This window comes from Frigoribacterium endophyticum (assembly GCF_011759585.1).
Lineage (GTDB): Bacteria > Actinomycetota > Actinomycetes > Actinomycetales > Microbacteriaceae > Frigoribacterium > Frigoribacterium endophyticum.
Genome location: NZ_JAAOYV010000001.1, coordinates 1,515,512 through 1,535,808 on the forward strand (window position 1 = coordinate 1,515,512; position 20,297 = coordinate 1,535,808).

The window sequence follows — 20,297 nt, forward strand, 5'->3', positions numbered from 1 at the left end:
GGACGGCGCGGCCCGCCAGCGCCGCCCGACCAGGCCCCGTCCGGCCCTGACCTCAGCCCTTCCGCTGCGCCCGGTACCCCACCGGCGTCGACCCGTGCACCGCCTTGAACTGGCGCGAGAAGTAGAAGGGGTCGACGTAGCCCACCCGCTCCGCCACGAGCCCGACCGGCAGGTCGGTGGTGTCGAGCAGCTCCCGGGCCCGCGCCATGCGCAGCTGCGTCTGGTACCGCAGCGGGGTCGACCCGGTCTCCGCCTTGAAGCGCGCCGCGAAGTGCGACGGGCTGAGCCGGGCGAGGGCCGCGAGCTCCTCGACCGAGACGCGGTCGGTGACGTGCTTGCGCAGGTAGTCCTGCGCCTGCTCGACCGCCGACTCCCGCGGGCTGCCGACCCGCCGCTCCGAGCAGAGCAGGGCCATGAGGTGCCACGCGGCGCCCGACGCGGCGAGCACGCTGGCGAAGGTCTGGTCGCGCTCCATCGCCTGCACGACCTCCTCGATCAGCGCGACGACGCGGTAGACGTCGGTGAGCTGCCGCACCGGCGCCGACGCGGTCAGGCCGGCGACGCGGAGGAACTCGGCGAGGTCGCGCCCGTCGAGGTGCAGCCACCAGAGCGTCCAGGGCGCCGCGTCGTCCGAGCCGTACTCGTGCGCCGTCTCGGGCGGCACGACGACGACCTGCCCGGCGCTGACGACGTGCCGCACGCCGCCGACCTCGCACCAGCCGCCGCCGCGCACGCAGACGAGCACGACGCTCTGCGGCACCCCGGCGGGGCGGGCCATGCCGTGCGCCCGGGCCTCGGGGAAGTACCCCGCGTCGGTCACGACCAGGTGCGACGTGCCCGGCTGCGTGAGGGCGGTGCGCACCGCCTGGCGGGGCATGACGAGCAGCCGCTGCCCGGGGAAGCCGTCCTCGATGGTCATGGGTCGATGATGGCGGGCGATCGTCGTTTCGTCCAGGGACGCCGGTGGATCGGGCGTTCCGGAGGCGCGGGTCGGCTCCGTACGCTGGCCCCATGCTCACCGCCGAGTCGAGGTTGACTCTTCCCCCCGTGCCCGCTGACCAGGCCTCGGCAGGCGTCGCCGCCTGGTCGGAACCCCTCGTCGTCGACACCTACCTGCCGGGCGAGCCCGACAGGTACCCGGCCTTCCTCGACTCCCGGGTCTACCAAGGATCGTCCGGGCGGGTCTTCCCGCTGCCGTTCCACGAGCGCATCGAGGCCGAGAAGCGGCCCCACGCGTGGGACGCCGTGCACCTCGAGAACGAGTGGCTGCGCCTCGTCGTCCTGCCGCAGCTCGGCGGCCGCATCCACGTGGCCTACGACAAGACGGCCGACTACGACATCTTCTACCGCAACAACGTCGTCAAGCCCGCGCTCGTCGGCCTCGCCGGGCCCTGGATCTCCGGCGGCGTCGAGTTCAACTGGCCCCAGCACCACCGCCCCGCGACGTTCCTCCCCACCGACGTGTCGATCGAGCGCGAGGCCGACGGGGCCGTCACCGTGTGGTGCTCCGACCACGACCCCTTCGCGCGGATGAAGGGCATGCACGGCATCCGCCTGCGGCCCGGCTCTTCCCTGATCGAGGCCCGCGTGCGGCTCTTCAACCGCAGCGACGAGACGCAGACCTTCCTCTGGTGGGCGAACGTCGCCGCCGCGGTCAACGACGACTACCAGTCGTTCTTCCCGACCGACGTCCGGCACGTGGCCGACCACGCGAAGCGCGCCGTCGTCGACTTCCCCCGGGTCGCCGGCGAGTACTACGGCGTCGACTACCCCGCGCGCGTCGACGCCGACCACCCCGACGGCGACCGGCTCGACTGGTACCGCAACATCCCGGTGCCGACCTCGTACATGGTCACGCACACCGACGACGACTTCTTCGGCGGCTACGACCACGGCCGTCGGGCGGGCTTCGTCCACTGGGCCGACCGGGCGATCTCCCCCGGCAAGAAGCAGTGGACGTGGGGCGACGCTCCCTTCGGCTGGGCCTGGGACGACAACCTCACCGACGGCGACGGCCCCTACGTCGAGCTCATGGCCGGCGTGTACACCGACAACCAGCCCGACTTCTCCTTCCTCACGCCCGGCGAGACGAAGACCTTCAGCCAGTTCTGGTACCCGATCACCGAGATCGGCCCGGCTCATCAGGCGACGCGCGACGCCGCGCTGCGTGTCGACCTGCCCGAGGAGGGGCCCGCGGTGCTCCGCGTCGGCCTCGCCGTGACGCACGCCCACCCCGCCGTCGACGTCGTCGTCCGGGCCCGCGACGGCCGGGTGCTCGACCAGCACCGCGTCGCCGTCGCGCCCGGCTCGCCCGCGGTGCTCGACCGCCCGCTGCCCGAGGGCACGGTGCTCGACGACGTCCTGGTGGAGGCGCGGGCCGAGGGGCGCGTGCTCGTCGCGGTCGACGGCCGCAGCGTGGCCGCCCAGCTCGACGCCGAGGCCGGCGCGGACGGCACCGGCGGCCCCGACGGCACCGGCACCGTCGACGCCCCGGCCGCCGCGGTCGCTCCGCCGGCCCCCGCCGACGTCGCCACCGTCGACGAGCTCTTCCTCGTCGGCCAGTACCTGCAGCAGTACCGCCACGCGACCCGGTCGCCCGAGCCGTACTGGCGGGAGGCGCTCCGTCGCGATCCCGGAGACGTGCGGGTCAACGTCGCGCTGGCGACGCTCCTGCACGACTCCGCCCGCTGGGGCGAGGCGCTCGACCTGCTGCGCACGGCCGTGACGCGCCAGCTGGCCTGGGCACCGAACCCCGCCGACGGCGAGCCGCTCTACCGGCTCGGCCTCGCCCTCACCCGTCTCGGCCGCGGGGCGGAGGCGCAGGAGGCGCTGGCGAAGTCCGCCTGGAACGCCGCCTGGGCCGGGCCCGCCTCGCTGGCCCGCGCGCGCCTCCTCGGCCGCTCCGACCCCGCCGCCGCGGAGCAGCTGCTCCGCGCGGTGCTGCGCCGCGACGCCGACAACCTGCAGGCCCGCGACCTCCTCGTCCTGACCCTCCGCGACCTCGACCGACGCGAGGAGGCCGACGACCTGCTGCACGAGACGCTGGCCCTCGACCCGCTCGACCAGTGGGCCCGGCACCTCGCCGGCCGGGTCCTCTCCGACGACTCCCCCACCCTGCTCGACGTCGCCCTCGAGTACGGCTCGGCGGGGTACCTCGACGAGGCCCTCTCGGTGCTCGACCTCGCCCAGGCGCAGCTCCCCCGCGCCGCGCAGGGTCAGGTGAACGTGGGCCCCCTGCTCGGCTACCATCGCGCCTCCCTGCTGGCCCGGGCCGGCCGCACGGCCGAGGCCCGCCGCGCCCTCGTCTCGCTGCACGCCGTCGACGCCACCCGCTGCCTGCCCTCGCGGCTCGACGACGTCACCGTGCTGCTCGAGGCCGTGCAGGTGGTGCCGGCCGACGGCCTCGCCTGGTCGCTGCTCGGCAGCTGGTACTACGCCCACGGCCGCGGCGCCGACGCCGCCGACGCGTGGCGTCGGGCCCTCCAGGGCGACCTCGACGACGCCCAGGCCGCGGTCGTCGAGCGCAACCTCGGCGTGGCCGCCTACAACGTCGCCCACGACCCCGAGGCGGCGGCCGAGCACTACGCCGCGGCCCGCCAGCTCCGGCCCGACGACTCGCGCCTGCTCTTCGAGAGCGACCAGCTCGCCGAGCGCCGTGGGGTGCCCGCGGCCGAGCGACTCGACGCCCTCGAACGGCAGTCGGCCCTCGTGCTCGAGCGCGACGACCTCAGCGTCGTCCGCGCCCGGCTGCTCACCGCCGTCGGCCGTCACGACGACGCCCTCGCCGCGGTGCGCGCTCGTCGGTTCCAGCCCTGGGAGGGCGGCGAGGGCCAGGTGCTCGGCGCCTGGGAGGCCGCCTCGCTGGCGGCCGCCCGCGCGGCGCTCGCCGCGGGCGACGCCGACACGGCGCACGACCACGTCGTCGCCGCGCTCGAGCCCCCGACGACCCTGGGCGAGGCCCGCCACCCCCTGCAGACGACGGCGGAGCTCCACCTCGCCCTCGGCGACGCCCTCGCCGCTCGCGGCGACGACGACGCCGCCCGGTGGGCCTGGCGGCAGGCGGCCGACGCCACGGGCGACTTCGCCGGCATGGCCGCCCAGGCCTTCACCGAGCGGAGCGCCGCGTCGGTCACCGCCCTGACCAGGCTCGGCGCCGACGACGAGGCGCGGGCCCTGCTCCGCCGGTTCGACGCGTTCGTCGACGAGCTGGCCGCCGCCCCGGCCGAGGTCGACTACTTCGCCACCTCGCTGCCCACGATGCTGCTCTTCCAGGACGACCCGCAGCAGGGGCGCGACGCCGAGGTCACCCGGCTGCGCCACGTGGTCGCCGAGCTGTGGACGGGGCTGGGCCACGAGCCCTCCCCCGTCGACCCCACCACCCCCGACCCGACCGCCCCCGCGGTCACGTCCGGCGACGACGCCGGGCGCCCCTAGGAAGGAACCATGACCACCATGTCGACACCGATCAGGCCGAGGGCGCGACGCCGCGTCCTCTCCGCCGCCGCGCTCCTCGCGGCGGCCGCCGCCCTCGCGGGCTGCTCCATCCCCAGCGCCGACGGCGGCGAGGGCGGCGCCGAGCGCATCGGCGCCCTCTACCTCGACTCGCAGGGCTTCTACGGCGGCGTCAAGAAGGGCGTCCAGGACGCGGCGGACGCCGACTCGAAGAAGGTCGACTTCCTCGAGTCGACCTCGGCGGGCGACGTCTCGAAAGAGAGCTCGTTCATGAACACGCTCACCTCCTCCGGCGTCAGCGCGATCATCATGTCGGCGGTCTCGACCGACGGCAGCGTGCCCGCGGTGCGCCAGGCCAGCGAGGCCGGGATCCCGGTCATCTGCTACAACACCTGCGTCAGCGACGACGCCGTCGACCAGTACGTCACGGCCTGGGTGCTGGGCGACCCGCTGAAGTTCGGCGGCGACCTCGGCACGCAGGCGGCGGCGTACTTCACCGAGGCCGGCATCACGGCCCCGAAGATGGGCGTCATCAACTGCGAGCAGTACGAGGTCTGCCAGCAGCGCTTCAGGGGCTTCTCCGAGGCCCTGACCGCAGCGCTGCCCGGCACGGTCTTCGTCGCGAACCAGGAGGGCGCCGAGGTCGACCAGGCGGTCTCGACCGCCGAGCAGATGCTCAGCGCGAACCCCGACCTCGACGGGCTCTACGGCGAGGCCGGCGGCGCGACGGTCGGGGCCTACAAGGCCGTCCAGACCCGCGGCCTCACCGGCCAGGTCGCCGTCTTCGGCTCCGACATGACGTCCGACATCGCGGCCGAGCTCGCCGACGGCTCCGTGCTCAAGGCCGTCGTCGACATCAGCGGCATCGAGGCGGGCAAGCTCGCCTTCGCCGCCGCGCAGGACGCCATCGACGGGAAGACCCCCGACGAGAAGGTCGTCGCGGCGCCGATCGACCTCTACCTGCCCGCCGACGCGGCCGGGTGGACCGAGACCCACCCCGACGGTCTCCCGTGATCGGCACGGTGAGCCCGGCCCCCGCCGGGCTCACCGTCGCCCCTCTCATCCACCACCACCCGATCCCCGGAGGATCCCCTTGTCAGAGTCGACAGCCGACACCCCGATCGCGCCGCTCGATCCCGCCCGCGACCGCGGCGCCCCCATCGCCGAGGCCCGCGGCGTCAGCCAGGTCTACCCCGGCGTCACCGCCCTCGACGGGGTCGACTTCACCGTCCACGCCGGCGAGGTCCGCGCCCTGCTCGGCCAGAACGGCGCCGGCAAGTCGACGCTGATCCGCCTGCTCAGCGGCGTCGAGACCCCCAGCGCCGGTGAGGTCCTGCTCGGCGGGCAGCCGCTCGGCAACGGCGGCGTCACCGCCGCCTCCGCCGCGGGCGTCGCCACGTGCTACCAGGAGCTCAGCCTCGTGCCCGGCGTCACCGTCGCCGAGAACCTCGCCATGGGCCGCTGGCCCCGCGGCCGGTTCGGCATCGACACCCGCGCGATGGTCGAGCGGGCCCGCGCGACCTTCGAGCGCCTCGGGGCCGACATCGACGTGCACGCCGAGGTCGCCGGGCTCACGCTCGCCCAGCAGCAGATCGTCGAGATCGGCCGTGCCCTGCAGGACGACCCGCGCCTGCTCATCCTCGACGAGCCGACGAGCGCGCTCGCGGCGGCGGAGGTCGACCTCGTGCTCGACACCGTCAAGCGGCTCGCCGCCCAGGGCGTCGCGGTGCTCTACGTCAGCCACCGGATGGACGAGATCCGTCAGATCGCCGACACCGCGACCGTGATGCGCAACGGCAAGGTCGTCGAGACCGTCTCCATCGCGGGCAGCGACACCGCCCACATCATCGAGCTGATGATCGGCGCCGACCCCGAGCAGCGGGCCGTCGCCACGCGACCCGTCACCTCGGGCGAGGTGCTCCTCCGCGTCGACGACCTCGACGTGGCCCCGAAGCTCCGGGGCGTCAGCTTCGAGGGCCGGGCCGGCGAGGTGCTCGGCATCGCGGGGCTCCTCGGCTCCGGGCGCACCGAGCTGCTGCAGGCGATCGCGGGCTTCCGGCCGGCGACGGGCGGCACCGTCTCGATCGCGGGCTCCGTCGTCGACCGGCCGACCGCCTCCCGCATGCTGGCCCTCGGGGTCGGCATGACCCCGGAGGACCGCAAGGGCCGCGGCGTCGTGCCCGGCCTCGGCATCGACGAGAACATCGTCATGAGCGACTTCGGCCGGGTCACCCGGGGAGGCGCGCTGTCGGCCGGTGCGATCGCCACCGCCACGAAGGCGCTCGCCGACCGGCTCAGCATCAAGGCGCACGACCTCTCGCGCCCGATCAGCACCCTCAGCGGCGGCAACCAGCAGAAGGCGGTCATCGCCCGCTGGCTGCACGCCGACAGCCGGGTGCTCCTCCTCGACGAGCCCACCCGCGGCGTCGACGTCGAGGCGAAGGCGCAGATCTACGAGATCATGCGCGCCGTCGCCGACACCGGCAAGCTCGTCGTCTTCGTCTCGAGCGAGATCGAGGAGCTGCCCCTGGCCTGCGACCGCGTGCTCGTCCTCCGAGACGGCGGCCTCCGCGAGGAGTACCGCGCCCCCGACATCTCCCTGCCCGTGCTGCTCCAGGCCTCCATGGTCTCGAGCTGAAGAAGGACGACCCGATGACCTCCACGCTCGACCCCACCACCACCTCGGCCACGCCCGGCGATCGCCCCCGCGGCGGCGCCGTCGGCCGCGTCCGCGACGCGTTCCGTCGCAACACGACCCTCGTCAACATCGTCGGCCTGCTGGTCGCGATCGTCGCGCTGTACCTCTACCTGATGTTCAACGCGGTGGGCTTCTTCACCGTCGCCAACCAGAGCGGGCTGCTCCGCGACGCCGCGCTGATCGGCATCGCCGCGACGGGCATGACCCTCGTGATCATCGCCGGCGAGATCGACGTGAGCACCGGCCCGGCCGTCGCCCTGTCGTCGGTCATCGTCGCCGTGGCGATGACGCAGTGGGGGCTGCCCGCGCTGCTCGCCATCCTGATCACCCTCGTGGTCGGGGCGGGCTGGGGCGCCCTCGCCGGCGTGCTGCGGGCCCGCTTCCTCGTGCCGTCGTTCATCGCGACGCTCGGGCTCTGGAGCGTGCTGCGCGGCCTCGGCCAGTTCAGCACCGACGCGCTGCCCGTGCCGCTGCCCCTCGACGAGCCGGTCATGCCGTTCCTCACCGGCACCGTGCTCGGCGTGCCGACCCCGGCCGTCATCATGATCGTCGCCTTCCTGGTCTTCGCCTTCGTCGCCCGCAAGACGGCCTTCGGCCGCTCGGTCTTCGCCATCGGCGGCAACGCCGCGGCGGCCCGGCTCGCGGGCATCAAGGTCGCCCGCGTGCGGGTGCTGCTCTTCGCGATCATGGGCATGCTCGGCGCCCTGAGCGGCGTGCTGCTCGCCGCCCGCCTCGGCTCGGGCAACGCCGGTGCGGCCAACGGCCTCGAGTTCGACGTCATCGCCGCGGTCGTGATCGGCGGCACCGCGATGTCGGGCGGGCGCGGCAGCCTCGTCGGCACCTTCCTCGGCGTGATCTTCATCACGCTGATCGGCAACGGGCTCGTGCTGCTCGGCGTCGACTCCTTCCTCCAGAGCGTCGTGCGCGGTGTGATCATCGTGCTCGCCGTCCTGCTCAACGTCACCCTCTCCCGCAAGCGCGGGTCGATCGAAGAGAGCTAGGCCATGACCACCACCGTCCCCTCCCCCGAGGCCGCGACCCGCGCCTCCTCGCCCGCCGGCACCATGCAGGGCGTGTTCCTGCCCGGCGACGGCACCGCCGAGCTGCGCACGCATGACGTGCCGACGCCCGGCCCCGGTCAGGTGCTCGTGCAAGTGGGCGCGAGCGGCATCTGCGGCAGCGACATCGGCTTCATCTACAACGGCTACAAGACGCACAAGGGCCTCGACGGGGCGCCCGCCTACAAGGGCGTCGTCGCGGGCCACGAGCCGTGCGGGCGCATCGTGTCGTCGGGGCCCGGGGTCACCCGCTTCGGCGTCGGCGACGACGTCATCGTGTACCACATCCAGGGCTGCGGCCGGTGCCGCAACTGCCGGGCGGGCTACTTCATCAGCTGCACCGACCAGCCGCACAAGGCGTCGTACGGCTGGCAGCGCGACGGCGGCCACGCGGAGTACGTGCTGGTCGACGAGTCGACCTGCGTGCCCCTGCCCGACGGGCTGTCGTACGTCGACGGCGCGCTGATCGCCTGCGGCTTCGGAACGGCCTACGAGGGCCTCCGCCGCACGGGCATCCACGGCGGAGAAGACCTGCTCGTCGTCGGCCTGGGCCCGGTCGGCCTCGCCGCCGCCATGCTCGGCCGGATGCTCGGCGCCCGCCGCGTGATCGGGGTCGAGCGGTCGGCGGAGCGCATCGAGTTCGTCCGCGCGACCGGCCTCGTCGACGACGTCGTGCTGGCCGACGGCGACGCCGTCGAGAACGTGCTCGCGCTCACCGACGGCGTGGGCTGCCAGGTCACGGTCGACTGCTCGGGCAGCACGCCGGGCCGCCTCACCGCGGTCGAGGCCGCGGCGGAGTGGGGCCGGGTGGGGCTGCTCGGCGAGGGCGGCCGGCTCGAGACCGAGGTCTCCGACACGCTCCTGCACAAACAGCTCACGATCACCGCGTCGTGGGTGACGTCGCTCCAGGGCATGGAGGACGTCGCGCGCATGATCGCCGAGGGCGGCCTCAGCCCCCAGATCGTCGTCTCGCACACGCTGCCGCTCACCGACGCCGACGAGGCGTACCGGATCGCGGCGGCCGGCGCCACCGGCAAGGTCGTGCTCGTGCCGGCCGGCGCCCCGGTGCGCGAGGAGCCCGCCGCCCGGGCCACGACGATCGGGCACCCGGCCTCGTGACGGTGCGGGTCGAGTCGGTCGGGGCTGGCGAGGCCGACGGCCTCCCTCTGATCAGGGTCGTGACCGACGAGCTGGCGCTCGCGTTCGCGCCGACCCGCGGGGGGCGCCTCCTCTCGCTCGTGCACGCGGGTCGAGAGCTGCTCTGGCGCGACCCCGCCCTGCTCGACGGCTCGCTGCGGCCGGTCACGCCGGTCTCGGCCTGGCCGGCCGGCGACGGCGGCATGTCGACCTGGGCGAACGTGGGCGGGTCGAAGACCTGGCCCGCCCCCCAGGGCTGGTCAGGGCCCGACGAGTGGGCCGGGCCGCCCGACCCCGTGCTCGACTCGGGCACCTGGTCGGCGTCGTGCACGGTCGACGAGTCCGTCGCCGTGGTCACGCTCACCAGCCCCGACGACCCGCGCTCGGGCCTGCGGGTCACGCGCCGGTTCACCGTGCGTGACGCGTCGACGCGCCTCGACCAGCACGTCACCTTCGAGAACGTGTCGTCGACGACCCGGCGATGGGCGATCTGGGAGGTCTGCCAGGCCGACACGGCCGACGGCGCCGCCTCCCCCTCCGCCGGGTCGTCGGTGGTCGTGCCCCACGACCGGGTCGCCGACGAGCTCGACCTCGGCACCTACGAGGGCGAGCTGCCCAGCGGCCGACGCGGCCACGACGTCGTCCTGCCCCTCGGCACCGGCGTCGCCAAGCGGGGCTACCCCGGAGCCTCGGGGTCGGTCGCCCTGCACGACGAGGGCGGGCCCGTGCTCGCGCTGTCGACGACACCCGCGCCCGCGGGCACCTGGCCCGACGGCGGCGCGAAGGTCGAGGTCTGGCTGCAGCGCCCGACGGCCGAGCCGATCGCGTCGCTGGAGGGGCTCCACCCCTCGGCCCACCTCGTCGAGCTGGAGGTGCTCGGGCCGCTCGAGACCCTGCAGCCGGGCGACGCGTCGACGCTCGAGATCGAGTGGCGGGTCGGGCCGGCGTAGCCGGAGCGAGCCGGAGCCGGCTGGGCCGGGCAGATGCGCGACCTCGAGCCGTGCGGCGGGTCCCCGTCCCTCCGGGCGGGTCGGCGCCGACCCGCCCAGGAGGACACCGACCCGCCGCACCCTCGGGCCGCGCCCCGCCGCACCCCACGACGAGCACCCGAGGGCCCCGTGACGGCACCGACCGGGCCGCCTGCGTCCGGCGCTACGCCGCCCCCGCGGTATCGTCGTCCGTCGACGATCAGGGAGGCTGGGCAGTGGAAGAACCGTCGGGGCACGACGCCCTCAGCCGCGACGGCGTGCGCGAGGTGTTCGGCACCGACCCCACCTGGGCCCTGCTGCGCAGCTCGAACAGCCGCTGGATCCTCCCCCTCTTCTCCCGCCACCTCGAGCGCGCCGAGGGCCCCGTCTCGGCCGACTGGTTCCACCAGGCCGTCGCGGAGGCGCTGGCCGAGAACGCCGCGGAGGCCGCGGCCGGCGAGACGGCGAGCGCCGACGCCACCGCCACGACCACGACCCCCACCACGGACACCACCCCCGGGGAGGCGCCCGCCGGCCCCGCAGAGACGGCCGACCTCCCCGAGGCCAAGACCCCGGCCGACTACTGCCGCGGCTGGGTCGACAGCCGGTGGCTGATCCGCACCCGCGCCTCCGGCGAGGAGGACGGCCAGGCCGCCCGGGCCCGCTACCGCCTCTCGCCGCACGCCCTCAAGGCGCTGCGCATCGTCCGCGAGCTGGCCGAGGCCGACAACGCCGTCTCCGAGGCCCGCTTCGGCAGCATCGCGCACGCCGTCCGCCAGCTCGCCGGCCTCGCCGACCCCGACCCGGCGTCGCAGGTCGCCCGGCTCGACGAGCAGATCGCCGAGCTGCAGCGCCGCCGCGACGAGGTCGAGCGGCACGGCCCCGTCCCGGCGACCGCCGACGTCGTGTCGCGCCAGGTGCGCGAGGTCGTGCGGCTGACGGCGTCGCTGCCCGAGGACTTCCGCCAGCTCAGCGCCATGGTCGAGCAGCGCCACCGCGAGGTCGCCCGCCGTGCGACCCACGAGCACGTCGGCAAGGGCGCGCTCGTCGAGCAGTACCTCCGCGAGAACGACCTGCTCGAGCAGACGCCCGAGGGCCGTGCCTACCGCGGCTTCGCCCAGATGCTCTCGTCGCGCGAGATCGACGTGATGCGCGCCGACATCGACAAGGTGCTCTCGCAGCCCGGCGCCGCCGAGCACCTCACCGAGCGGCAGCGCGAGCAGCTCGAGCAGCTGATCTCGTCGCTGCTCGCCGAGGAGCAGTCCGTGCAGGAGACGTACGGGCGTTGGACGTCGTCGCTCCGCCGCTTCCTCAGCCGGTCGGGCGCCGAGAAGCACCAGCGCCTGCTCACCCTCGCCGAGCGCGCCCTGCACGCCGGCGCCGCCTGGGCCGAGCGTCGCCCCGGCGCCGCGGTGCTGCCCGAGGACGTGCTCGGCCTCGGCCCCGTCGACGTCGTCGACGTCAGCCAGGTGCAGCTCTGGAGCGAGCGCGGCCGCCCCACCGTCGAGGTGCGCGTGGCCGAGGGCGACGCCGCCCTGCCCGCCGCCGACCGCGCCGCGCTCCGCCTCACCGCGGGCACCAGCCCCGCCGCGGTCGCCGCGACGATCGACCGCCTGCTCGACGAGGGCGACGGCCGTGACGAGGTGACGAGCGCCGACGTCTACCGCGCCACCGAGCCCGAGTTCCGTCGCCTCACGCTCGTGCTGAGCATGCTCGACCTCGCCGTCGAGCGCGGCGTCGTCACCGACGAGACCGAGTCCGTCGTCCTCACCCCCGACGACCCGTCCGGCACCGGGGCCGGAGCACCCCGAGGAGGCGCCCCCCGCGAGGTCACGCTGCCCCGGTTGGTCTTCACCCGGGACGCACCCCCGCCCGGCGCCGACTCCGCCGCACCCGCCGCCCCCGCCCGCACCCTCCAGGGAGACCCCGCATGACCGCCGCCCCGACCGACGACCTCCGCCCGGCCGACGCAGCGGCCGACGCGACGCCCGATACGACGGCCGACGTGGCGCTCGACGCCGACGACGCCCCCGCCCGCCCCGTCTCCGACGAGCTCCCCCTCGCCGGCCGCAAGGCCCTGGTCACGCTGATGACGCACCGCTTCATCAGCCGGGCCAAGCAGAAGGAGGCGTGGGCCGGCCTCCTGGCGCACGAGCCGGAGATCCGCGCCCGCCTCGCCGAGATGTTCCTCGAGCTCGAGGTCGACCGCGGCTACGAGGTCGCCTTCAAGCGACAGGCCGGCGGCGACGACGCCCCCGTGCTGCTGCGGCGCGAGAAGCCGCTGTCGCGCGACGCGTCGTTCCTGCTGATCTTCCTGCGCCGCGAGCACGCCTACGCCGACGGAGACGACGACGCGGTCGTGGTGTCGCGCGACCAGGTCGCCGAGTTCCTCGGCCGGTTCCACGACGACACCGCCCACGACGAGGTCCGCGCCCTGCGGCGCGTCGACGCCGCGATCGCCGCGATGATCGCCCGCGACCTGCTCGAGCCCGAGCCCGACGACCCGTCGCTCTTCGTCGTCGCCCCCGCGATCGTGCCGCTCGTCCGCCCCGAGCAGCTGCGGCACTTCGAGCGCCTGTACCTCGAGGCCGCGGGCGCCGAGCCGGAGGTCGGCGCGTCCGCGGCGAGCGCCGGAGCACCGGGCGAGCTGGACGAGCCCGACGAGCTGACCGACTTCGACCCCGAGCTCGACGCGGGTGACGACCTGACCGAGCTCGACCCCGACGCCGAGCCCGACGACGGCGCGCCCGCCCCCGCCGACGCGCCCCGCGCCTCCGACACGGCCCTCGACCTGCCGCTCGACCTCCCCCTCGACCCGGAAGCAGACCAGGCATGACCCCCGCCTCCCCCGCCGACGCGCCCCGCGCCTCCCGCACGCCCGTCGAGACCGGCGCCGAGTCCGCCGCCCCCGCGGCCCGCCCCGCGACCGCCGCCGACGTGACAACCTCCACCACGCCCACGCCCCCCGTCACCCCCGCGCTCGACGTCGACGTCGAGCCCGAAGACGCGCCCGACCTCGGCATGTTCCACTCGGGCCAGTACCGCATCGAGCTCGTGCAGCTGCTCAACTGGGGCAGCTACGCGGGCCTGCACCGCATGCCCGTCGGGCGGGGCGGCATCGCCATCCTCGGCCCGACCGGGCGGGGCAAGTCGACCGTGCTCGACGCGATGGCCGCGGTCATCATGCCGAACCCGCAGGAGTTCAACCGGGCCGCCCGCGACGACTCGCGCCAGCGCTCCGAGCGCACCGTCTACAGCTACGCGCGCGGCAAGACCGACGAGGTGCGCGACGCCGACTCCGACCGCACGACGACGCGGTTCCTGCGCCCGCTGGGCGAGTCGTTCGCGAGCGGCGCCGCGATCACCTGGAGCACCGAGCTCGGCGAGACCCTCACCGCCGTGCGCCTCGCCTGGATCGGCCCCGACACCGCCAGCCAGGACGACGTCACGCAGGCGAGCGTCTACCTGCTCGTGCGGGGGCGCTTCGACCTCAGCCGGCTGACCGACGTCCGCCGCGACGAGACGAGCACGTCGCCACTGACGAAGAGCTCGCTGACGCGGCTCGTCGACCCGGCGCACGACCTCGTCACCTACTCGCAGCCCGAGCTCCGCGTGCAGCTCTGCGCGCGGCTCGGCATCGGCGGCAGCGACGAGTCGCAGCTGAAGGCCCTGACGCTGCTGCGGCGGGCGCAGGCGTCGAAGGGCGTCTTCTCGATCGACGAGCTGTTCAAGCAGTTCGTGCTGACGCAGCCGAAGGCGCTCTCCCGGTGGGAGACCACGCTGGCGACCTACCGCGAGGCGTCGCAGCTCTACGACGTGTTCGAGACGACGCGGCGGAAGCTCGACGTGCTCGAGCCGGTGCCCGGCCTCGCCGAGCGCTGGCGCAGCGCGGGCGACGACGCGACCGCGAAGCGCCGCCTGCTGGCCGGCGGCGACGACGAGCCGCGTCGGCTCGACGTCTGGCTGGCCGAGGCGGTCGGCAGCTGGGTCGGCGGCGAGGTCGACCGGGTGCAGACCGAGAAGCGCGGCCACGTCGAGACGAGGAGGCGCGCCGCCGAGGCCGCGGAGGCCGCCCTCCGTGCCCGTGAGCAGGCCCTGGCGCAGATCGCCGACCTCGGCGGCGACCCCTCGCACTCGCTCCGGGAGCAGGTGCGCTGGGCCGGGGAGGCGCTCGGACGCGTCGAGAAGGAGCACCGCCGGTTCGCCGCCCCGCTCGAGGGCGTCGGCGAGCCGGTGCCCACGACCGCGGACGAGCTGGAGTCGCTGCGCACGCGGGCGACGGAGCTCGCGGCCGAGGAGGCGGCGGCCCGCCGCGAGCACGACGAGCTGCGCGGCGACCTCGCGGCCCGGATCGCCGAGACGCGGCGGTCGGTCGGCGAGCGCCAGCGCGAGAAGGAGTCGTTCGAGCGGCGCCGCAGCAACGTGCCCGACGACGCGGTCGAGCGACGTCGGCGCATCGCCGACGGCACGGGCGTGCCGGTCGCCCGGCTGCCCTACGCGGGCGAGCTGTTCGAGGTCGCCACGGAGCACCGCGACTGGACGACCGCGATCGAGAGGGTGCTCGGCGACCTGGCCACGCACCTCCTCGTCGACCCCGATGACTTCGACGCCGTGCGCCGCTTCGTCGACCGGGAGGACATGCGCGGCCGCGTCACCCTCGTGCCCGCGACGCCGGGCCTGACGCCGACGCGCACGCCGCTCGCGCGCACCGTGCCGTCGATGCTCGTGTTCGACGAGGCGAGCCCGTTCGTGGGCTGGCTGCGCGACGAGGTCGTCGACGACCGCAGCGTGCTCTGCGTCGACGACGCGTCGGCGCTCGACGACCCGCTGCCCGTCGGCGCGAGGGGCGCCGTGACGCGCTCGGGCCTCCGCACCGGCTCGCGTCGTCGGGTGACGAAGGACGACCGGCGGGTCCGCTCCTGGATCGGCCTCGACAACACCGGCCGGGTCGCCGAGCTGACGGCCGAGATCACCGCCCTGACGGAGTCGCTCGACGCGGCGCGCGCGGAGTGGGACGCCGCCGAGACGGTCGCCAGCGCCCGCCGCACGGTCGTCGAGACCGTGGCGCGCGCCGCCGCCGTGGAGTGGTCGGACGTCGACCCCGCTCCGGCGCGGGCCCGCCTCGCCGACCTGCAGGCGCAGCTCGAGCGGGTCGCCGTCGAGCGCCCCGAGGTGACGGCGCTGCAGGCCGAGGCCGCGGCGCAGGACGAGGCGCGGCTCGAGGCCGTGCGTCGCGGGGCCGAGGTGCAGCAGGTGCTCGACCAGCTCGAGGCGACGCACGCGACGCTGGTCGACATCGAGGACGCGTTCAGCGACGCCTCGGGCGCCGACCCGCTGACCGACGACGAGCGGGTGCTGCTCGCGCCGCTGCCGTTCGCGGCGCCGCGCGAGGTGGCCGACGTCGAGCGCACGCGCCGTGAGGCGGCCGCGCAGCTGCGGGCGCAGGTCGACGCGCACGACCGTGAGCGGACGCAGCACGAGCTCACGCTCGAGCTCGTCTTCACGCGCTACCTCGAGCTCGACCCGAACGCCGGCTTCGACGCGTCGATCGAGAGCCTGCCGGCCGTGCTGGCGATCCACCGCACGCTGGTCGACGACGACCTGCCCCACGCGAAGCAGCGCTGGCTGGCGAAGGCCGGGGCGAGCGTGGGCGACAGCCTGCGGGCGCTGCTGGTGCAGATCGAGGAGGACGGGCACGTCATCCGTCGTGGCGTCCGGCCGATCTCGCAGGCGCTGGCCGCGATCGAGTTCCGGCAGGGGTCGACGCTCGACATCGAGCCGCGGCCGGTGTCGAACAGCGACCTGGCGGAGTTCAAGCGGACGCTGCGCGAGCACACGGGCGGCGGTGCCGGCGGCGGTTCTGCGGCTGGCGCGGGCGGCTCTGCGGCCTCGGCCGTCGATCCACGTGACCCCGCCGAGATCGAGCGCCGCTTCCTGCGTCTGCGGCGCGACCTGGCCAGCCTCGAGGAGCGCTCGAAGTCGGGTGAGGCCTGGCGTCGCCGGGTGCTCGACGCGCGCGAGCACTACCAGTTCCGGGCGATCGAGACGAGGCGTGACGGCACGCAGATCGTGCACGAGGGAGTCGCGGGCAAGTCAGGCGGGGAGGGCCAGGAGCTGATCGCGTTCGTGCTCGGCGCCGCGCTGCGCTTCCGGCTCGGCGACGGCACCGACCGGGTGCCGACCTACGCGCCGATCGTGCTCGACGAGGGCTTCGTGAAGGCCGACACGGAGTACACCGGCCGGGCGCTCTCGGCGCTGCGGTCGCTGGGCTTCCAGCTGGTCGTCGGGGCCCCGCGAGACAAGGTGAACGCGTTCGAGCAGCACGTCGAGAGCGTCGCCTACATCTCGAGCGATCCGGTGAACCCCGAGCTGTCGCGCATCTACCCCCTCACGATCCGCGAGGCGATGGAGGTCGAGCGCCACGGCCTCGACCCCGCCGCGCTCGGCTAGCCCGCCGAGTGGTCGCCATCCGCGCCTCCCGCCCCTCTGGAGCCGCAGTTCGCGCCCACTCGCCCCGCGCCTCCCCTGTCCTCTCCCAATTTGAGAGAGATCTGTCCGCCAAGTGAACAGGCGTCCCGTCCCCTCCGAATTTGAGAGGGATCAGCGCCTGACGCACCGGTGAGCCTGAAGGAGTCGCGGGTCGGCACCCGGATCCCTCTCACTTTCCCGAGACCCTAGGCTCGGCCCGTGCTCTTCTCCCCGCCGCCGGAACCCCCGCCGTCCGACCCGGCGCTGGTGGCGCCGGGCCTCTTCCGAATGACCGTCCCGGGTGTGCCGGACGCCGTGAGGGGCTGGCTCTCGATCAGGCGGTCGTGGGAGTGGACCGTCGAGGGCCCCTGGTGGAGGCGACGCGACGTGCGGCCGGAGGTCAGGGCGGAGTTCGACGTCGTCTGGAACGGCGACTTCACGACCCTCGACCTCTTCCCCGGTGACGACGCCGACCACTGGTTCGACGGAGGCGGCGACGAGCTCGCGGCTGACGAGCTCGCCGAGATCGAGCAGGGAACGTTCACGATGAGGGGTGTCGTCTTCGACCTCGAGTTCGTCGACCCCCGGGATGATCCCGAGGCCTGGATCCGCTGGTGGTACTTCCTGCCCCGTGCGACCCCCGCCGCCTGACGCTGTGCCCCTCGAATCACCTCAGCCCCCGGCGACCTCGGCGTCCCGCTCGACGCGCCCCGCCGCCCGGTGCGCGGCGACCCCGCCCACGGCTGTCCCGGCGAGCAGCGCTCCGCACGCGGCGAGGATGCTCGCCGCCGCCTCCCCGTCGGTCCACCCCGTGACGAGCGGGAGCACCGAGGCGACCGTCGCGACGGCGCACCCGACGACGACCGCCGGCAGGGCGGCGCGGTGCCCGGCCTGCCAGGTAGCCGTGGACTCCATGACGGAGGGGATGCGCAGCCCGGCCAGGGCGTTCGGGGCGAGGCGCCCGCGGGCCGCGGCGGCGACGACCGCCACGACGAGGACGTTGCTGAGGACGAGGATGACGACGGCGACCAGCATCGCTCCAGGCTAGGTCCGGTCGCCTCGGCGGCGCCTCCCCCGTGCGGTCGACCGGCGGATCGACGGACCGGCTGCTGCCGAGCGGCAGGAGTCAGCAGGTCGGCATCGGGGCGGCCGCGGCGGACGCGATGCGCTCCTCTGTCCAGTAGGTCGGGCCGTTGACGGGGGCGGCCGTGGCGACGACGGGGCCGGCCTCGCCGTCGCCGACGGAGCTCGTCGAGCCCCCGCCGCACGACGACCCGCCGAAGACGACGACCAGCACGACGAGCACGACGGCGACGACGAGCACGCCTGCGCCCACCCCGGTCACCACGCGCTGCAGCTGCATGACGCTGAGCCTAGGCGGCGGGAGCGGCACCGTCGCCCGTGGTGCTGGTCTGTGGTGTCGTCGCGCGCTTCCCCTGTGACATCCACACCGCCCAGCACGCGGCGGCTGCTCCTCCGACGACGCCGACCACCGTGCACGCGACCGCCGCGCCTAGAGGAGGCGCCAGCTGCAAGGCCCAGCCCAACCAACCACTGGTGGCGCCTCCGAGCACGCTGGCGACCGTGACCGTCACGACCGCCCGGCCCCGCGACTCCGGCCGGCCGAGCGTCACGAGGCACGCCGCACCCCACGAGAGCAGAGCGGACGCAGCGCCCACGATGATGCCCGCCATCATGAAGCACCCGACGAAGAACGCGGCGGAGCTCACGGCGTAGGAACGGTTGGCGGGGTCCCCGGCGACGTACGTCACGAGGGCGCCGGGCCCGCCCGCGGCGATCAGGGCGACGACGAGGGCAGAGGCACCGCCCCCGAGCACCCCGCCCCACACGACGTGGCGCATCCGCAGCGGTCTCAGTCTCGCGCTCATGTCTCCCCCGACCCCGCGCGTCGATCACATGTCAGGTCGCCGGCAGCGCTGCTCGGCGACCGGTGGCGCAGAGCCATTGGACTCATCGCGAAGGATCGTCCACGGCGAACACCCGCGCATAGTCCGCTTGCACAAGTGGCCACACAGAACTTCGACCTGCGCTCGCGCTCACCGCGGCGTCTGCGAGAGGCCCGAACAGCACGAACTCATGCGGGATCAGCCGACCAGCCCGGTCGCACCTTCCTTCAGGGTCGGAGAATCGCAGGGCGACCACACCGCCGTCGTGCTCACACACCTCCGGCGCATCCCCGACAGCACCGAAGGCGCGATCATAGGCGACGAGAGGATCGTCAAGATCGGCCGATCTGAGGAAGCGGAAACCCCAACGGGCGCCGCGCGTGGCCCAGATGAACCTGTCTTGATCCGTTGCAGTCCGATTCACTTGAGACTCCTGGATAGGACGCCCTTGTCCTCCGCCGCGTCGAGGTCGAGCTGGAAGCCAGAGAGCACGGCGGTCAAGAAGTCGTGACGACTCTTGGCTTGTTCGTGCACGGAGTGGACCTTTCCCTGCGACATGTCGGCGAGCTTGTCGAGAGCACTGGCCCCGGCCACCCTCTGCAGGAGTCCGAGAGGCCCTGGCAGTGTGATCTTGCCCAAGAACGTCACCGCGAGCGGTGCAGCGACGTAGGTCAACCGCTCGGCGACCTTGCTGCCCTTCGCGAAGCGGGCAGCCCACCGGATGTGCCGCGAGAAGGGGAGCATCGCCGCTAGCGGCAAGATCAGATCGACACCCACCCTCTTCTCGACGTCGATCGAGCCCGCGTCGAAGGCAGCGGACGACAGGACGACGAAGTCTTCACCGATTGACATTGCCTCCGGAGCCTCGGCGAATTCCGAGATCGTCTTTCCGAGCTCGACGAGGTCCTCGCCGCCCTTCTCGATGACGAGATCGCGGAAGTCGGTCACGGTCACGCCCGGGAGAAGATCGGCCTTGGAGAGCGCCACGACCCATATCCGGGGAAAAGTGACGAGTCGGCCCTTGTCGCCGACGACGTCGTCCCGCAGCTTGATGAGACCGTTGCGCAGGTTGGAGAAGAGCGACTTGAGATACCGCTCCTCGTGACCGTCGTTCTCGATGAGCTGTTGACCGTCGACCAGGACGAGCGCCACATCCGAATTGAGGAGCGACTTGAAGGTCTCAACCCGCCTCTGCGCCTCTGTGTCGCCGCTGGGTTCCTGTTCGAACCATTCTCCGGGGTAGTCGTGCCAGATCAGGCGGAGATCTTCCGCGACGCCCGCCTTCTTGGCCTTCGAAGCTCCGGATTTCTTGCGCTTGATGGAGAACGAGTACGACTCGCCCTTGAAGCGGTTAGCCGGCGGGACTGCGCCCGCCCTCTTCATTCCGAGGTAGTTCTGGTGCAGACGCAAGCCCTGCGCTGAGTCATCCGCAACGACGTTGAAAAGGCTCTTGCTGATGAACCGTGGTTCCTGACTCGTGCCGTAGAACGACGAGAGCAGGACTGTCTTGCCGCTCCCACTGCCCCCGAAGACGGCGATCTGCTGCTCACGAGCCACTTTGTTGAGTTCCATGACCTGAACCTATGTCAGGAAGACGACCGGGCAACGC

15 protein-coding genes are annotated in these 20,297 nt (G+C 73.9%); 10 read left to right on the plus strand and 5 right to left on the minus strand.

Translation table 11 applies throughout. The features are described from left to right. Nucleotides 1-52: 52 nt before the first annotated feature. On the minus strand, nt 53-919 hold the full coding sequence (locus FHR77_RS07020; RefSeq protein WP_167259337.1) for a helix-turn-helix domain-containing protein: 867 nt from the start codon (nt 917-919) through the stop codon (nt 53-55). A gap of 92 nt (nt 920-1,011) precedes the next feature. On the opposite strand from FHR77_RS07020, the gene FHR77_RS07025 reads away from it, so the two are divergent. The 10 genes from FHR77_RS07025 (at nt 1,012) to FHR77_RS07070 (ending at nt 17,432) form a co-directional block, all read left to right on the plus strand. Next, a complete protein-coding gene (locus FHR77_RS07025; RefSeq protein ID WP_167259338.1) occupies nt 1,012-4,434 on the plus strand; it encodes a DUF5107 domain-containing protein in 3,423 nt (1,140 codons plus the stop codon). A gap of 9 nt (nt 4,435-4,443) precedes the next feature. After that, nucleotides 4,444-5,466: a substrate-binding domain-containing protein gene (locus FHR77_RS07030; RefSeq protein ID WP_167259339.1), complete on the plus strand. Its 1,023-nt coding sequence runs from the start codon at nt 4,444-4,446 to the stop codon at nt 5,464-5,466. 79 nt (nt 5,467-5,545) lie between these two features. Beyond that, nucleotides 5,546-7,090, plus strand: coding sequence for a sugar ABC transporter ATP-binding protein (locus FHR77_RS07035; RefSeq protein WP_208380420.1), 1,545 nt, complete (start codon nt 5,546-5,548; stop codon nt 7,088-7,090). 14 nt (nt 7,091-7,104) lie between these two features. Beyond that, entirely contained in the window at nt 7,105-8,151 is a 1,047-nt protein-coding gene (locus tag FHR77_RS07040; RefSeq protein ID WP_167259340.1) for an ABC transporter permease, read from the plus strand. A gap of 3 nt (nt 8,152-8,154) precedes the next feature. Beyond that, on the plus strand, nt 8,155-9,327 hold the full coding sequence (locus FHR77_RS07045; RefSeq protein ID WP_208380421.1) for a zinc-dependent alcohol dehydrogenase family protein: 1,173 nt from the start codon (nt 8,155-8,157) through the stop codon (nt 9,325-9,327). Nucleotides 9,328-9,386: 59 nt separating this feature from the next. Next, nucleotides 9,387-10,295, plus strand: coding sequence for a hypothetical protein (locus FHR77_RS16600; protein ID WP_167259341.1), 909 nt, complete (start codon nt 9,387-9,389; stop codon nt 10,293-10,295). 254 nt (nt 10,296-10,549) lie between these two features. Then, complete coding sequence (locus FHR77_RS07055; RefSeq protein ID WP_167259342.1) at nt 10,550-12,247, plus strand: DUF3375 family protein; 1,698 nt, start codon at nt 10,550-10,552, stop codon at nt 12,245-12,247. Then, nucleotides 12,244-13,149 carry a DUF4194 domain-containing protein gene (locus FHR77_RS07060; RefSeq protein ID WP_167259343.1) on the plus strand — a complete coding sequence of 302 codons (906 nt, stop codon included), beginning with the start codon at nt 12,244-12,246 and terminating at the stop codon, nt 13,147-13,149. The genes FHR77_RS07055 and FHR77_RS07060 overlap by 4 nt, the downstream gene beginning before the upstream one ends. Next, nucleotides 13,146-16,763 carry an ATP-binding protein gene (locus FHR77_RS07065; protein ID WP_167259344.1) on the plus strand — a complete coding sequence of 1,206 codons (3,618 nt, stop codon included), beginning with the start codon at nt 13,146-13,148 and terminating at the stop codon, nt 16,761-16,763. Before FHR77_RS07060 ends, FHR77_RS07065 begins: the two co-directional genes overlap by 4 nt. 306 nt (nt 16,764-17,069) lie before the next feature. Continuing rightward, a complete protein-coding gene (locus FHR77_RS07070) occupies nt 17,070-17,432 on the plus strand; it encodes a hypothetical protein (protein WP_167259345.1) in 363 nt (120 codons plus the stop codon). Nucleotides 17,433-17,453: 21 nt separating this feature from the next. Here the strand turns inward: FHR77_RS07070 and FHR77_RS07075 are convergent, their stop codons facing one another. The 4 genes from FHR77_RS07075 to FHR77_RS07090 all read right to left on the minus strand — a co-directional run bounded on the left by FHR77_RS07075 (nt 17,454) and on the right by FHR77_RS07090 (nt 20,260). Continuing rightward, nucleotides 17,454-17,816, minus strand: a complete 363-nt coding sequence (locus FHR77_RS07075) for an SdpI family protein (RefSeq protein ID WP_167259346.1) — start codon at nt 17,814-17,816, stop codon at nt 17,454-17,456. 91 nt (nt 17,817-17,907) lie between these two features. Beyond that, nucleotides 17,908-18,144 carry a hypothetical protein gene (locus FHR77_RS07080; RefSeq protein ID WP_167259347.1) on the minus strand — a complete coding sequence of 79 codons (237 nt, stop codon included), beginning with the start codon at nt 18,142-18,144 and terminating at the stop codon, nt 17,908-17,910. Nucleotides 18,145-18,154: 10 nt separating this feature from the next. Continuing rightward, complete coding sequence (locus FHR77_RS07085) at nt 18,155-18,670, minus strand: hypothetical protein (protein WP_167259348.1); 516 nt, start codon at nt 18,668-18,670, stop codon at nt 18,155-18,157. A 438-nt stretch (nt 18,671-19,108) separates the two neighbouring features. Continuing rightward, nucleotides 19,109-20,260: an ATP/GTP-binding protein gene (locus FHR77_RS07090; protein ID WP_167259349.1), complete on the minus strand. Its 1,152-nt coding sequence runs from the start codon at nt 20,258-20,260 to the stop codon at nt 19,109-19,111. Nucleotides 20,261-20,297 lie beyond the last annotated feature (37 nt).